Genomic DNA, 13,087 nt, shown 5'->3' with positions numbered 1-13,087 from the left:
GCTCAGGCCCCCACATCGGGCAGCGGCCCCAGCATGCAGGCGAACTCGGGTTGCGCCATCTGCTGCAGCAAGTCTGCAATGCGGCCCATGCTGGCCCACGCGACAAAGGGCGTGCCCACCGCTTGGGAACCTTCAACCGCCCAGAAGCAACCAGGGCGCCCGGCCAACCCCTGCCGCACCAGACCCCATACCCGGCGATCCGCTTTGGCTTTCTGCTGAATGTGTGCATAGACCCCGGGCATGCGGGTCTTGATGACCTGCTGCCCCGCCTCGATCCTGCCCATCTCTTCCAGGGTCCACTGCGCCGATGCCGCTTGGATTGCAGGCCCTGAGATCCTGTTCTGTGTCCTAGTGTCCATCCTGTCCATCCCAACCTATAGAGTTAATGAGGAATCGCCCGATTCCGCGCGAGCGCGAGCGCGCCCGCGCCCATGCCTGCCAGCCTGCGCCCAGAAGCTGGGCCTAGATCCGGCCACAGACCACCACACAGGCAATGCAGCAGCCTCAACCCCAGAAAATGGGGAAGTAGGTGGCCAATGGAGTCCAATGCAAAAGCTTGGACACCTTGGACACTTGGACACTCAAGTCATAGGGGAATGGCAGGCCATCCCCGCCACCGCACCGCATCGGGGCCGCATAGCGACCACCGGCCCGCAAGCGGGCACACTGCAGCGAATCTCGCCTCCAGCAGTGCATGCAGCACGGCGCGTTTCAGGCGCCGCCGGCATCGAAAGGGGTTGAAGATCAGAACGGTTCATCGTCCTGCAGGGAAGGCTTGTCAGCCACCAGACCAGGCGGCAGCGGTGGCGCCACGAAAGTGACAGGCGTCTGACCTGCGGCTGACTCAGGGACAGCAGGAGGAGGCGGCGGCAGATCGCCATCCAGACCAGTGGGCCGGTCTTCAGGCGGCCAGTCACGCGGCCGGGCAAAGCCCCAGGCACGCACGCCATTGATCTGCTTCTTGACCCGCTCCCAGCCCTCATGCTTGAGCCATCCCGTGATCTGCGTTTGCAGACCAGGCGGCGCCTTGGCGGCATCAATGGCCAGGGCCTGCACCAGTTGAGAAATGGTCACGAACTCGGTTTGGCTGCTCACCACGGACGCCATGCCAGCGGTCTGGTACGGCCGAGTCAGTACATGCAGCAGTTCACTCTCCACGGCCGTCTCCACAAGGCGGCTGTCCTGCATCGGCTTGAATAACCTCACCTCTTGCTCTGCCGTTGGAATGAAGGGCTCCCCCTGCAGATACAGGGCATAGGCTTCGGCCAGCAACTGGTCGCGCACCTTGAGCACCCAATCAGTATTGATGCAGTGACGCACAGGCACGGGCCAGAAGCGCCGATTGCCGGTGCGATCACGCAGGTACGTGTCCTCATTGGTCGTGCCCACCAGCACGCATTGACGCGGGAAACTTTCCACGTTGGTTCCGTAGGCCACGCGATAGCGATCCACCTTGGCCGAGATAAAGGCCTTGATCGCCCCCACCTCGGATTTGCTGAAGTGGGACAGCTCGGCAATCTCATACACCCAGATGCCTTGCACCTGCTCTTGCGCTTCTTTCCCGCGCCCCACCTCGAAAGCGGTATCGCTGTAAAACTCGCTGCTTGCCAGCACCTCGACCAGCGTCGATTTGCGCAGGCCGCCGGCACCCTCAAGCACGGGGCAATAGTCGAACTTGCAACCGGGCTCCATCACCCGATAGACCATGCCCAGTACCCAATATCGGCTGACCAGACCGAGATACTCCAGCATGGCCGGCCGCAACGATTCAGGCGACTCGCCCAGGGCGTGAATCAGCCACTTGCTCAAGCGGGGCTTGCCATCCCACTCCAGGCCCGCCAGCCACTCGCGCACCGGGTGAAAGCGCCGTGTGCTGGCAACCGTGTGCATGGCTTCCTCAAGCGCTGCCTTGCTGATGCTGGGCAGGCCGTACTGATCCGTGAGCCAGTCACCCAGCAGCAGCGCATCGGAATTGCGCACCTCGCCCGCCTTGGCATTGGGCCAAGGCCAGGGCTTGCGGCATTGCACGGTGTTGCGCAATTCATCGAAGCCCAGCACATCGCGCAGACCTGGCAGGCGCCGCAGACACGCAATCACGAACTTGCGAGAGACGTTCCAGCGGGATTTCTCAGCGTCGTAGTAGTACGTCATCCACTCGGGCACCAGCTTGCCGCCGATGCGCACCACGATGCCGTCATCCTCGTCATCCTCGTCATCAGCATCAGCGGCAGGGCCACCAAAGGCCGGCGGCGCATCACCACCGCCGCCCGTGCCAACGGGGGATCGCGCAGGTTCAACCTGGCCCGCATTCTCAGACGCAGGAGCCAATGGCTGCGCCTGGCCGAAGAAAGCCAGCAGCCGCTTGCCGCCCCAGCCGTCCGTCTCGATGGCATCACGCGCATCCCAGCCATCCACCAGCACACCCGGCTCAGGGATTGGCAAGATGCTCACAGCACAGCCATGTTCATCACGCAGCAGCGCGCCAATGCCCAGCATAGCCAGCATGCCCGGCTGCTTTTTGGCAGGCAACAGCGGCTTGCCATCCTCCAGCGCTTGCCGCGCCGCGTCATCGCCCTTGACACTCTTGCGCTCTGCAGCAGTCAGCGCCTCCCGCTTGGAATCGCAGTCAGGCCACTGGATCACGGTCGCCCCGGCGAGCCAAGACCAATCAGCCCGCTTCCATGCCTTCGAGCCTCCCGGCCAGCTCGCCACACAGTAGATGCCCGGCGCCACTCCATCAAGCGCAGCCTGCAGCACTTCGCCTTTCAGTTCGCCCTCTACCAGCACCACGGTGCGGCCCTCGGGCAGGCGCTTGGACGGCAGGAACAGCGGCCGGGGCTCGTCCCACTGGCGCCAATGCCATTTGCTGGCCCCATCCTTTGCTGACAGACAGAACGTGTACGGCAGCGTGTCTTTGCCGCCATCGCTCGTCCCGAAGCGCACCACATACCCATGCAGATCACCACCCAGCCGGTACTCTGCCGTGTGCTGCAGGTCCGCAGGCAGGCGGTGGTAATGCTGGAAAGTAGGTTCAGGGGCATAGTCCGGAACAGGCGCCAGGGTCTTCCATTCAGACTCCCGCGTGCGCTTGGGCGCCGCCTCCTGCGGACGTGGATTTGCGGCAGCGGCCACGGCACCCGCACCGCCGCCATGCTTGACCAGGCCGGCCACGCTTTCCAAGCCCTCTTCCTTCGCAACCTGCACAGCAGCCTTTGCCAGCGACAGGTCATGGATCTGCGCGTACAGGTCCAGCAAATCGCGGCCGGACTCACCTGTGTGGAAATCGCTCCACTTGCCATTGTTCAGATTGACGCTGCAACTACCACCCTTGCCGCCCGCCAGGCTCCCGCACTTGTATTCGTGTCCAACGACTTCACCGCCCTGGAGCCACGCGGGCACCAGGCGGTCACTACGTGCCAACAGCGCCTCTGCGAGCTCCGCGTATTTAATGGGGGGCAGATCCTCACGCTGCTGCATGCTCACCTCCCAAAACGCGCAAGACTCCCCAAGCCAGCGTCCCAACCGCCGGCAGCTTGTTCCAATTCATTGATTACCCCCAGACCCGCAGCGCTTGTGCCAGGCCAACATTTCCACAGTCATTGGCCGCTGCTGCGGCCTTTGGAATCCACAAAGCCACAGGCCGATTGCGATAGCTCACGGTCTGCTCACCACCCTTTGCCAGCACACCCGCGCGGCTCAGGTTTTTGATCGTGTCGGTCGCAGCTTTCAACCCCACTCCTGCCTGCCTTGCCAGCTCGCGGGTAGGGGCTCCCTGGCCCGTGTCACGGTGGATGCGCTCGCAGGCCTGCACTAGCGCCAGGCGCACGTCTCCGGCCGGCCTCATGTGAAGTCCTCCGACCGGCCAGCGGCACGGCGCGCATTGCGGCGCAGGCGAAACACCAGCTCGATGATTTCCATGCAGCCGGCTTCCAGTTCATCGCACTCAGTGCCGTCGATCTGGTTGTCTTCAGTGACGCGGGCGCAAATACCGGCGAGCAGTCCGTTTTTCGCGGTGATCTGCATGACCTTCTGCCGTATCGCCGTGGCCTCGCAGGCCCACCCACCCTCTGGCGGGGGCGGCAGATAAGCGGAGGCCATGGAGAAACGAGCGTTGAACGACTGAAGCCAGCGCCGAGCGTCTGGGCGTGCCATATCGATCAGCCACTCGCTCAGCAGCTCAAGCATTTCTGTGCTCAGCGACTCGCCATCAGCACCACGCAGACGTCTGCGCAGATCCTCAGGATGAATCGCCTTTTCGCGGCGGTCGGTCAGGAATGCAGCGGCGGCCGTCACGCCGCCAGGCGCCTCACGCACCGCGTTGTAGAAGATGTCGCGCCAGTCGGTCGCGGAGTAGCGGCGGGTCATGGGGCAACCAATCAGAGCGGCAGGCGCGAAACGTGCAGCGGCACCACCTCTGCAGCCTTGCTGTACGGCCGACGCATCCGAGCCGTGACAAACAATTCACCATCCGGCAGATGCAGTGATGGGTCTACCGTGGCCGCCAGCAACTGATCGCGTGTTGCTCGGCGGATGCGGTCCTGAGCGCTGGAAAGCGCATCACGCACAATGGCCTCGCCATCATTGCCACGCGCCAAGGAAATGACCTGGTCGCACGGCAAAGCCTTGAACTGCTCCCCTGGCAGATGCTCCAGAAAAATCACGTCCGCTTCGGGCCAGTGCTTCATAGCGCCATCACGGTCCTTAACGAACTCCGAGTCGGGATCGTCCACCCCCGCACACCTGAGGCCTTGCGCTTCAAAAAACTTGCTCAGCATCTGAGCATGCGTAGACTTTCCGCTGCCCTGTGCACCAACCAAATGAAAGATCTTGACCATGAGTTTTCCCCTTAAAAAGAAACAGGAACTGCCCTACTCGCTGCTGCTTGACCCGGACACGAACCGCGCAGCCGCGTACACCTTCAATCACCGCCTGATCACAGAAAACGCCAGCCAAACGCTGGTGCGGTTCGCGCTCGAAAACACCGCGCAAGAAGCGGCCTTCGACCGAAGCAAGCACGACCCGAAATCCGAATGGCGCCCGCTACCTGGATGGGCATCCGATGACCTGTTGGACCGGCTCAAATTGGTGTGGATCAAGCGCCCGGACGGAGAGGCACCGGACGAAGAGTGGCAAGCCATCCCCGCGCGATGACGCCAGGGCCGTTCCCCTTGAACGGCTGAAATTTCAGGATGGCGACAACCCGCAGTGCGCAAGACACTGCTGGCATGACGAAAAGAAAGCCCCACTCCAGCCAGCAACGCAAGCCGCACACGCCTTCCCGCGCGTGCGGCACCCAATCGGGGAAGGAGACGAATCCCAGGCGGCGTGGCCGAGCGGCTGGAGTGGATAGAACAGTTACGCACTTGCGCCTTCGCTCACATCGACAGCGGCCGACTCCTGACGCTGTGCTTGATGCATCCGCCAAAGTGCTGCCTGCACACGGTCCGTAAGCCGGGCGGGCAGATCCTCCGGCCACTGTGATATGGCCTGAGAGTTGACGCCGATGGCCTCTGCAGCCTTGGCAACAGAGCCTCCAAGCAAACAAATGGCCTCTGACTTTTTCATGCCGCGCATGTTAGCACTCTTACATGCAAACAACAAGCACACTAACACGCCTCACAAGTAAGCTTCCTTACATGACAACGCTTCAAGACCGCATCACAGAGATCATGGAAGTCACCGGCCTGAAGGTTGGCGAGATCTCGCGGATCACAGGCGTGTCGTCGTCGGCAGTCACACAATGGAAGGATGGCCCGACCAAGAGTCTGAAAACATCACCGGCCACCAAACTGGCAGAGGCAACCGGCTTCAACGCGATGTGGATTGCGACGGGAGACGGGCCTAAAGGTGCACCGCTTGAGAAAAAATCCGGGCCTGTTGAAATCAATCTTGACAACAATCCAGATTACCCCTCCATACGGCGGGTCAGATTTAAGCTTTCAGCAAGCGCTTCTGGATTTGGCATCGATTACCGGGATGATGACGGACCGCCAATTCCGTTTCCGAGGCAGTGGTATGAGCGCAGAGGCCTAAAGCCCGAGAACCTATTTGCAACCATGGTTGCTAATGGGAGTATGGAGCCAGGTCTTTTTGACGGCGACACCGTTGTTGTTAATACTGCCCAAGCCGAGCCAAAGGATGGATACGTATTTGCAGTGAACTATGAAGGCGAGTTGGTCATAAAGCGCCTACTCCGCGACAACGGGCAATGGTGGTTAACCTCCGACAACCCCGATCAGAGACGGTATCCGAGAAAGGTTTGCCACGAAGGTGTGCGACTTCTCGGGGAGATAGTGCACAAACAGAGCGAACGTATTTAGGCGCCTACGCTAGCAATGAAATCATTTTATCTATCTATATGCTTGACCTTGGGCCTAGCTTTATCCACATCAAATTCGCACGCTGAAAGAGTGGACTTAAAGTTAACAGGTCAACAAGGTGATCATTATTTCTTTACTGTCCCGAAATCCCACTCTAATAATCGTGCCTATCTAAAAGGCGTAGCGACAAATTTCTGCACAAACAAGCGGCACTGCTATGTGCATTTTTGGGAGTCGGGGACTGCGGCGCCCTCGCGCTTCCCTCTAAGCTCCCGCGAAGTGGACACAGAGATCGCCTCATACACCAGCAATCGGGCTACCGGAAAAAATCAAATGCTCTGGAGCTGTACGCGGTTCCCAGAAGCCTCGAAAGCAGAGTGCTTCTAGCGGAGGCTTGGCTTCGATTCACAAGCATACTTACACAATCATGTAAGTACACTTGACACCACAATGTTAGAGGACTTACATTTCACTCGTCTCAGCAATCGCTGAGACGGGCGCACTGGCTGCTTCGCCGCGCGCTCTCCACAGCACAGGAGACCCGGCATGCAATGCAGCAGTACAGCAGACAGTGCACACGTCTGCACCCTCTCTCTAGCCGTAGACACGACGCCGCTGCAGCGGCACATCCAGCAGCCTGAGCGCCTGCTCTGGCACCATCGACTCGCGGCCATGTGCGACGCCGCCAATGCGCGGGTGCATCAAGGCATCCTGCAAGCAGCCGGCGAGGCATACATCGCCCTCGACATCCCGCCCCCGGACTGCCACGTCATCGACGTGCTGATGTCCATCCCCGGCCTGGCCGGCGTCGAGCTGACGGACGACGCAAGGGGCGAGTGATGACCCTCTACACCGTCACATGCGGCCGGACTCGCCACACGATCCGCGCCACGGGCGCAGCGGATGCCATCGCCCGCGCCATGGTCCTCTTCGGGCACGGACATCCCATCAGCGCAAGGGCAGCACGATGAGCCGCCCGCCCATCCAGATGGAAGGCCCATACCTGCCGCGCCGCGTCCGCCGCACCGTGCTGCGCTGGCTGGTCCTGGCTATGTTCGGCGCCCTCGTTGCCATCAAGTTCGGGGGCGCGCCATGGCTCTGATCCTCATCACCGGCACCCTGGTGCAGGACGCAGAAGTGCGCACGCTGCCCCAAGGCGTGGACAGCACACCCATGCCGGTCCTGTGTCTGCTCATCGACAGCGACGGCCCCGGCCAATTGCCTGTCAAAGCAGAGCAGGTCTACCCGCCAGCAGCCCGCGCGCAGGCCCAGCAGCGCGCCAAGTCATTCAAGCGCGGTATGCGTGTATCCATCACCGCGCCCGTCCACCAGATCCGCCACACCTTGGGCCACTGCAGCGACATACAGCCCCTGCATGAGCCCGCCCCCATCCAACCCCAAATGCAACTTCTGGAGGCCGCTCATGGCTAAAGCAATCGTCATCGAAATCAAGCATGTCGGCCCCGGTGCTGTCCAGGTCGAATCGGATCTGCGCACGCCCCGCGTTGGCGCCCCTCTCGCGCCCCAGGAATCCGCAGCACTGGAAATGATCCAGCACATCCAGCGGCAACCGGCCTGCCGGCGCGTGATCTATGACAGCCCGCGCGTCGATCCCGACACAGCCGCCTGCGTTGCCCTGGTGCGCGATCTGCTGGACCCGGAGGAGTTCGGGTACAGCGTCAGCGCCGAGGTCCGCAACGCGGCGCGGCGCGCCTTCGGCATCAAGGGGCAGCAGGAAGGACTTGCAGCATGACAAGCACACACGACACCCAAACCGCTGCCATGCCCACGCCTGGCGCAGGCGCCCTGATGCTGCATGTGCCCGTCATGAGCATTGCACGAAGCCTGCGCAACCCGCGCAAGCACTTCGACGCCGCAAAGCTGCAGGAGTTGGCAGACTCCATCAAGGCCACGGGCGTGCATCAGCCCATCCTGCTGCGCCCGCTGCCCGAGTCGCGCATTGCCGATGAGCAGGCGTGGGCCAAGGCCGAAAAGCGCGAGCGTGCGCAGTATGAGCTGATCGCCGGTGAGCGCCGGTGGCGCGCCAGCCAGCTGGCCGGTCTGGCAGAGATCCCCGCGATGATTCGCCCGATGTCCGACGCCGACGCACTGCGCGCGGCCGTGATCGAAAACCTGCAGCGGGCCGACATCACGAAGCTGGAGGAGGCCGAGGGCTACCGCGAACTGCTGGACCTGGGCGAGACCACGGCCGAGAAAATCGCCGAGGACGTGGGCAAGAGCCGCACCTACGTTTTCAACGTACTCAAGATCCTCGACTTGTGCGAGATGGGCCGTGACATGGTGCGCAGTGGCGCGATGGACTGGTCCATCGCACAGGCCGTGGCACGCATCCCCATCGAAGCGCTGCAAGTCAAGGCCCTGGAGAAAATCAAAGATCAAGCTAACTACGGCCAGCCATACACCGCACGCCAAGCCCAGCAGATGACTCAGCGCGAGTTCATGCTGCGCTTGGATCGCGCCCCCTTTGACCGCAGCGATGCCCAACTGTGCCCGCGAGTTGGCGCCTGCGACTCTTGCAGCTACCGTACAGGTGCCGACCCCGAATCGTATGCAGATGTGGATAGTGCAGACGTCTGCACGAACCCGCCCTGCTATCACGAAAAGGATGAGGCTCACACGGCCAAGGTGCGCCAAAAGGCAGTGGACCAGGGGCTGGAAGTGATCGACGGCCGCGCGGCAAAGGAGTTGATTCCGCACGCATACGGTGGCGCCGTCAACGGGTATCTGCGCCTGGACAACGCCTATGACAGCCCCGTCACCGGCAAGACACTGCGCAAGCTGGTGCACAAGGCACTGGACACATCGGGCATCAAGCCCACGATGATCATCAATCCGCACGACAAGAAAGAGATGATCGCCGTCGTGACGAAAGAGCAGGCTGCGGAACTGCTCAAGATCGCAGGCAAGGCCGAGGCCCATCAGAAGCAAAAAGAAGCCAACGAGCGCCAGGCCAAGGCTGACACCGAGGCAGAGAAGAAAGCATCTGTCGAGGAATATGAGCGGGCATGGCGGCGCGAGATAGTCCGCAGGGTTGCTGTGCAAAGCAAGACGCCCACAGAGAACCTGCTGATTGCGAGCCAGAAAATTGCAGCCATCAACATCGTCAACACGCTCAACGGGGACGACGCAAAAGAGCTTTGCAAGATGCTGGACCTTGGCAAGGTTGCGCCCAAGGATGCCATGCGCGACCTGGTCGCCGAATCAGCGTCACCAATTGCCGTTGCCGGACTGGTGCTGGCCCTGCGCGACTCGGCCTATTCGCCGTGGTACTGGGAGCACAACCCCGAGGCCCCGCAAAACCCCAATCTCATGACCATGGCCGAAGCCTGCGGCGTGGACATCGAGGCCGTGAAGGCGGAAACCAAGGCGAACCTGCGTGCAGCCAAGACCCAGGCAAAAGCAGCCGCGAAGGCCTCCGAACCTGCAGCCCCGAAGGGCGATCTACCCCTGAACCCCGCTGCGCGCGCTGGCGAGAGTCGCGCGAAGGGCAAAGCCAAAAAATCCCCCGCTGCGCGTGCGAGCGCCGAGCCGAAAACGACTGCCGCCGAAGCCTCGGCCGCTATCGCGGCCGCGCTCCAAGACCAAGAATCAGGCGCGGCCGCAGCCGCGCAAGGCGACGAGGGGGCGCCTGTCGCTGACGCGCAGGCACCCATTCAATGTGCGGCTGCAGCCGTACAGGGCGACGATGCAGGCCCAGTCGCAGCTGACGCTGCGCAGGGCCTGCCGCCCTCCCCTGCGGGCGCTGATGCTGACCAGGCCGAGACCCCTGGCACACAGCAGTCTGCGCCCGCGCAGACTGCCACCGCTGCCGATGGCCAGGACAGTGCGGACGCCGGCACCGGGGCAGCAGATAAAGCAGCCACCAGCCAGGTGCCCACGTTCGCGGCCGGTGACCTGGTGCGCGTCAAAGTCGGACTCAAAGGCCCGACGGGGAGGCCCCGCAAAGAGTGCGGCCGCGTAGGCGTGGTGCGGCCTGGCCATCTGTCGCTGATCGTGGAATTCGGCGCCGGCGTGGGCCAGCGCGCGGGCTTTGAGCCCGAGGAGCTGGAGCCCTACACGGCAGACCCCATCGTGGGCAAGCGCGTGCGTGTGCTCAACCCCGATAGCGCACATCGCTGGCAAGAGGGCGCCGTGGCCGCGCTGACGGCCGAGGGCTGGAAAGTGGAGTTTGCGGGCAAGCCTGGCTCTGTGGCCAAAGCCGCGATTTTTGAGACCAAGGAACTGGAGAGCCTGGCATGAGCAGCCGACGCAAACCATTCCGCAGCCGCTGGGCTGGCCGCCCTGACACGTTTGCCGTGATCAACCACCACGGCACCAAGCTGACCGGCGAAGAGGTCGCATCGATCATCGACCCGGTGCGCGAATGCTTCGCACAGATCCGCGCCGGCACGGCCACCGAGGTGCACGCGACGGTCATGCACAGCACCATCCAGGTCGCACAGGAGATCGAGCGCGGCGGCATCGTGCGGGGCCTTGCCGAGCACTTCGACAGCGCCCTGGCCGCGTGCGATGCCTACTACGCTCGGGGCATGGCCGCTGGCACCTGGCGCCCCAGCGCCGTGCACTTCTACGAGCTGGACGCCCTCACGACAGCGATTGATCTGCACGTCTACCAGCTGCAGCACCTCACGGCCGGAGAGATCCACGAAGTGACACGCCGGCTTGTCGCCCGCACGCAGAGCAGCGGCGGCGAAATGCTGCAGGCAGAGACGGACCTCAGCGCAACCGGCCCCTACCACCCAAAGCGCAAGGAGGTGCACGCATGATCGGCACACAGCCCACAGGCGCCATCGCCGGCGTGCAAATCAGCGCAGTCAGTCATGAGGGCCTGAGCGTCAGCATCAACGGCAAGCCCGGGCGCTTGGCCATAATCTCAGAGGACGGCCAAGTCATCGCGGCAGGTAAAGACGTGGCCCGCGAGGCCCAGGCCGTGGCCGTTAACTGCTACCGCAATTTCCTTCAGGGCAAAGGATTCCTGCGCATCCTGAGCAAGCCCATCCAGCCAGGTGCAGTCGATGCTCCCGAGTAGACGCTACACCACCCCAACAAAAAGCCCGCCCGGTTACCCTGGCGGGCTTTTTTGAAGTTCACGGACAGCTGGATAACTTAGTCAAACAGGCTCTTCACAAAAGAAACCGCTCCGGCAGCAACTGCCAATGGAACCACGATAGGTGCGGCAACAGCAGCAACACCCGTCAGCCCAACTGCAGCAGCCCCGACAGTTAAGGAGCCAGCAGCAACTGCCCCCATACCGGCTCCCAGAGCCGTCGAAGTAGCAGTTCGGCCCACACTCACTTCCGAACCTGCTATCTTCTTTCCAAGTTCATCACCAGCAACACCAAGAGCTACGGCTTGAGGAATTGTCATTTGATCTCCATATGTATGCGATTGAGAAACATTTGTCGATAGGCTCAGAACTTGAGAACCAGATCCACCGAAATTATTGTAACTCCCGGTATCAGGAATTCAACCACCTGTTGAGACGCCGCCCTCATCGTTGCCTATCGAGGCTATGCTGAACATTGCCATATTTAATTACCAACATAACTACTCTATCGGCAAAATGCGCTTCATTTAATCAAAGTTTCCCATACACACCCTTAGGAGAAGATAGTGCTGAAAATCACTGGATTAGATGCCATGTCAAAAAACTTGAACGCCCTATCAGCGGCTCTAGAAAGCCTAGGCACTATGAACGTTGAGTTCGATCCTAACGACCCAGCATCTATCGATGCTGCTGTCAAAAACATCGAATCCCAAGTCGATGAGCGAGTGGCGCCATGGGCTGGCACACCCTTTGTAGATCAGATCGTCGCCGACACCAAAGAAAAGCTAGCCGATATGATCTTTCGTCGCGCGGCCGAGCTTCGCCGTGAACAGGGAGCAGACAATGTCGAATGAAAAGGCCCTGTTCAACCGCATTAACAATGCGGTACTCGACCTACAAGGGGCTGACTATCAATCTCTCCCAAGACCTTACCGCGTGCTGGTGCAGACTCTAGATTCGGAGGAATTTCACCCTTTCACCAAGGAACTCACAAGGCAAGTAGATCTTGAAGCATTCTTAGCCCAAAGCGAACGCTCTGCCGCAAGCATTGTAGGCAGCGCAAGGCTTGCTTGGCCCGATGACCATCGCCAATACCTCGGCTTGTGCCTATTGCTGCTTCGCAAGTTTCGCGATCAACCTGACCAGCTCATCCCCTTTGCACACACCTACTTTAATGGCAACAATCTAACTCAGAGCTTACGAAAATTTGTTAGCTCTCTGGTTCTCCCGTTTGTTCGAGATTTCAAGGAGCATGTTGAGTATCACTTGGAAAAATCACCTGAATCCGCTGAGAAATTCAACCCAAGCAAAACCTCAATGACATCCACAATTAATATTGAAAATTTTCAAGGTATTCTTGGTGACATTAGCGGAAGCACAATCCAGCAGACCTTGAACATGGGCTTATCCGCCAGCGACTTGGAGGGCCTGTTAACACATCTTCGCAAACACAATGTTGGCGAACCAGAGCTGACCGAACTTAAATTGGCGATTGAGGCTGACCCGAAACCTACTTCGACGGGCGCGTTCGGGGAAAGGGTGAGCCTGTGGATAGGAAAAATGCTGAGCTTGTCTGCATCGGGTGCCTGGGCAGTGAGTCTTGGAACTGCTAGCAATCTTCTATCTAGCGCTATTGCGACTTATTATGGAATTGCAGCATAGATAGACTTGCCGAATTAAAAATGGGCATCAGACATAC

17 protein-coding genes are annotated in these 13,087 nt (G+C 60.8%); 10 read left to right on the top strand and 7 right to left on the bottom strand.

The genetic code is table 11. The features are described 5' to 3' along the window. Positions 1-2: 2 nt before the first annotated feature. From ACF8O7_RS04060 to ACF8O7_RS04040, 5 genes are all read right to left on the bottom strand, one after another. The gene (locus tag ACF8O7_RS04060) at positions 3-284 is read right to left on the bottom strand and encodes a hypothetical protein (protein ID WP_392442434.1); all 282 of its coding nucleotides are present in this window, start codon (positions 282-284) and stop codon (positions 3-5) included. Positions 285-744: 460 nt separating this feature from the next. After that, on the bottom strand, positions 745-3,477 hold the full coding sequence (locus tag ACF8O7_RS04055; RefSeq protein WP_392442431.1) for a VapE domain-containing protein: 2,733 nt from the start codon (positions 3,475-3,477) through the stop codon (positions 745-747). Positions 3,478-3,550: 73 nt separating this feature from the next. Beyond that, entirely contained in the window at positions 3,551-3,730 is a 180-nt protein-coding gene (locus ACF8O7_RS04050; RefSeq protein WP_392442429.1) for a hypothetical protein, read from the bottom strand. A gap of 110 nt (positions 3,731-3,840) precedes the next feature. Next, positions 3,841-4,365 (bottom strand): hypothetical protein, encoded by a 525-nt coding sequence (locus tag ACF8O7_RS04045; RefSeq protein WP_392442427.1) that lies wholly within the window; start codon positions 4,363-4,365, stop codon positions 3,841-3,843. Positions 4,366-4,376: 11 nt separating this feature from the next. After that, positions 4,377-4,835 (bottom strand): ATP-binding protein, encoded by a 459-nt coding sequence (locus ACF8O7_RS04040; protein WP_158528318.1) that lies wholly within the window; start codon positions 4,833-4,835, stop codon positions 4,377-4,379. Here ACF8O7_RS04040 and ACF8O7_RS04035 point away from each other — a divergent pair. After that, positions 4,834-5,151, top strand: coding sequence for a hypothetical protein (locus tag ACF8O7_RS04035; protein WP_183017390.1), 318 nt, complete (start codon positions 4,834-4,836; stop codon positions 5,149-5,151). The genes ACF8O7_RS04040 and ACF8O7_RS04035 overlap by 2 nt on opposite strands. A 204-nt stretch (positions 5,152-5,355) precedes the next feature. Here the strand turns inward: ACF8O7_RS04035 and ACF8O7_RS04030 are convergent, their stop codons facing one another. Continuing rightward, complete coding sequence (locus tag ACF8O7_RS04030) at positions 5,356-5,565, bottom strand: Cro/CI family transcriptional regulator (RefSeq protein WP_392442599.1); 210 nt, start codon at positions 5,563-5,565, stop codon at positions 5,356-5,358. 71 nt (positions 5,566-5,636) lie between these two features. Between ACF8O7_RS04030 and ACF8O7_RS04025 the strand changes: the two genes are divergently transcribed. The 7 genes from ACF8O7_RS04025 to ACF8O7_RS03995 all read left to right on the top strand — a co-directional run bounded on the left by ACF8O7_RS04025 (position 5,637) and on the right by ACF8O7_RS03995 (position 11,370). Further along, positions 5,637-6,320: a S24 family peptidase gene (locus ACF8O7_RS04025; protein ID WP_392442425.1), complete on the top strand. Its 684-nt coding sequence runs from the start codon at positions 5,637-5,639 to the stop codon at positions 6,318-6,320. A 546-nt stretch (positions 6,321-6,866) separates the two neighbouring features. Beyond that, positions 6,867-7,160, top strand: a complete 294-nt coding sequence (locus ACF8O7_RS04020; protein WP_392442423.1) for a hypothetical protein — start codon at positions 6,867-6,869, stop codon at positions 7,158-7,160. Between the two features lie 252 nt (positions 7,161-7,412). Then, on the top strand, positions 7,413-7,751 hold the full coding sequence (locus ACF8O7_RS04015; protein WP_052155259.1) for a hypothetical protein: 339 nt from the start codon (positions 7,413-7,415) through the stop codon (positions 7,749-7,751). Further along, positions 7,744-8,073, top strand: a complete 330-nt coding sequence (locus ACF8O7_RS04010) for a hypothetical protein (protein WP_207444396.1) — start codon at positions 7,744-7,746, stop codon at positions 8,071-8,073. Before ACF8O7_RS04015 ends, ACF8O7_RS04010 begins: the two co-directional genes overlap by 8 nt. Continuing rightward, on the top strand, positions 8,070-10,580 hold the full coding sequence (locus ACF8O7_RS04005) for a ParB/RepB/Spo0J family partition protein (RefSeq protein ID WP_392442420.1): 2,511 nt from the start codon (positions 8,070-8,072) through the stop codon (positions 10,578-10,580). The genes ACF8O7_RS04010 and ACF8O7_RS04005 overlap by 4 nt, the downstream gene beginning before the upstream one ends. Next, positions 10,577-11,107 carry a hypothetical protein gene (locus ACF8O7_RS04000; RefSeq protein WP_392442418.1) on the top strand — a complete coding sequence of 177 codons (531 nt, stop codon included), beginning with the start codon at positions 10,577-10,579 and terminating at the stop codon, positions 11,105-11,107. The genes ACF8O7_RS04005 and ACF8O7_RS04000 overlap by 4 nt, the downstream gene beginning before the upstream one ends. Then, entirely contained in the window at positions 11,104-11,370 is a 267-nt protein-coding gene (locus ACF8O7_RS03995; protein ID WP_392442415.1) for a hypothetical protein, read from the top strand. Before ACF8O7_RS04000 ends, ACF8O7_RS03995 begins: the two co-directional genes overlap by 4 nt. Positions 11,371-11,447: 77 nt before the next feature. On the opposite strand, the gene ACF8O7_RS03990 is transcribed toward ACF8O7_RS03995, so the two are convergent. Beyond that, entirely contained in the window at positions 11,448-11,708 is a 261-nt protein-coding gene (locus ACF8O7_RS03990) for a hypothetical protein (protein WP_183017398.1), read from the bottom strand. Positions 11,709-11,954: 246 nt separating this feature from the next. Between ACF8O7_RS03990 and ACF8O7_RS03985 the strand changes: the two genes are divergently transcribed. After that, positions 11,955-12,242, top strand: coding sequence for a hypothetical protein (locus tag ACF8O7_RS03985; RefSeq protein ID WP_183017399.1), 288 nt, complete (start codon positions 11,955-11,957; stop codon positions 12,240-12,242). After that, positions 12,232-13,050 carry a hypothetical protein gene (locus tag ACF8O7_RS03980; protein WP_183017400.1) on the top strand — a complete coding sequence of 273 codons (819 nt, stop codon included), beginning with the start codon at positions 12,232-12,234 and terminating at the stop codon, positions 13,048-13,050. Before ACF8O7_RS03985 ends, ACF8O7_RS03980 begins: the two co-directional genes overlap by 11 nt. Positions 13,051-13,087 lie beyond the last annotated feature (37 nt).

Source organism: Delftia sp. WSY_16 (genome assembly GCF_043104415.1).
GTDB classification, from domain to species: domain Bacteria; phylum Pseudomonadota; class Gammaproteobacteria; order Burkholderiales; family Burkholderiaceae_C; genus Comamonas; species Comamonas tsuruhatensis.
The sequence above is the reverse complement of the archived record's forward strand: the minus strand, read 5'-3'. Positions and strand labels throughout refer to the sequence as shown.

Excerpts from the sequence above, each read along its gene's own strand:
- ACF8O7_RS04060 (WP_392442434.1), bottom strand. The coding sequence starts at position 284 with ATGGGCAGGATCGAGGCGGGGCAGCAGGTCATCAAGACCCGCATGCCC.
- ACF8O7_RS04055 (WP_392442431.1), bottom strand. The coding sequence starts at position 3,477 with ATGCAGCAGCGTGAGGATCTGCCCCCCATTAAATACGCGGAGCTCGCA.
- ACF8O7_RS04045 (WP_392442427.1), bottom strand. The coding sequence starts at position 4,365 with ATGACCCGCCGCTACTCCGCGACCGACTGGCGCGACATCTTCTACAAC.
- ACF8O7_RS04035 (WP_183017390.1), top strand. The coding sequence starts at position 4,834 with ATGAGTTTTCCCCTTAAAAAGAAACAGGAACTGCCCTACTCGCTGCTG.
- ACF8O7_RS04040 (WP_158528318.1), bottom strand. The coding sequence starts at position 4,835 with ATGGTCAAGATCTTTCATTTGGTTGGTGCACAGGGCAGCGGAAAGTCT.
- ACF8O7_RS04030 (WP_392442599.1), bottom strand. The coding sequence starts at position 5,565 with ATGAAAAAGTCAGAGGCCATTTGTTTGCTTGGAGGCTCTGTTGCCAAG.
- ACF8O7_RS04025 (WP_392442425.1), top strand. The coding sequence starts at position 5,637 with ATGACAACGCTTCAAGACCGCATCACAGAGATCATGGAAGTCACCGGC.
- ACF8O7_RS04020 (WP_392442423.1), top strand. The coding sequence starts at position 6,867 with ATGCAATGCAGCAGTACAGCAGACAGTGCACACGTCTGCACCCTCTCT.
- ACF8O7_RS04015 (WP_052155259.1), top strand. The coding sequence starts at position 7,413 with ATGGCTCTGATCCTCATCACCGGCACCCTGGTGCAGGACGCAGAAGTG.
- ACF8O7_RS04010 (WP_207444396.1), top strand. The coding sequence starts at position 7,744 with ATGGCTAAAGCAATCGTCATCGAAATCAAGCATGTCGGCCCCGGTGCT.
- ACF8O7_RS04005 (WP_392442420.1), top strand. The coding sequence starts at position 8,070 with ATGACAAGCACACACGACACCCAAACCGCTGCCATGCCCACGCCTGGC.
- ACF8O7_RS04000 (WP_392442418.1), top strand. The coding sequence starts at position 10,577 with ATGAGCAGCCGACGCAAACCATTCCGCAGCCGCTGGGCTGGCCGCCCT.
- ACF8O7_RS03995 (WP_392442415.1), top strand. The coding sequence starts at position 11,104 with ATGATCGGCACACAGCCCACAGGCGCCATCGCCGGCGTGCAAATCAGC.
- ACF8O7_RS03990 (WP_183017398.1), bottom strand. The coding sequence starts at position 11,708 with ATGACAATTCCTCAAGCCGTAGCTCTTGGTGTTGCTGGTGATGAACTT.
- ACF8O7_RS03980 (WP_183017400.1), top strand. The coding sequence starts at position 12,232 with ATGTCGAATGAAAAGGCCCTGTTCAACCGCATTAACAATGCGGTACTC.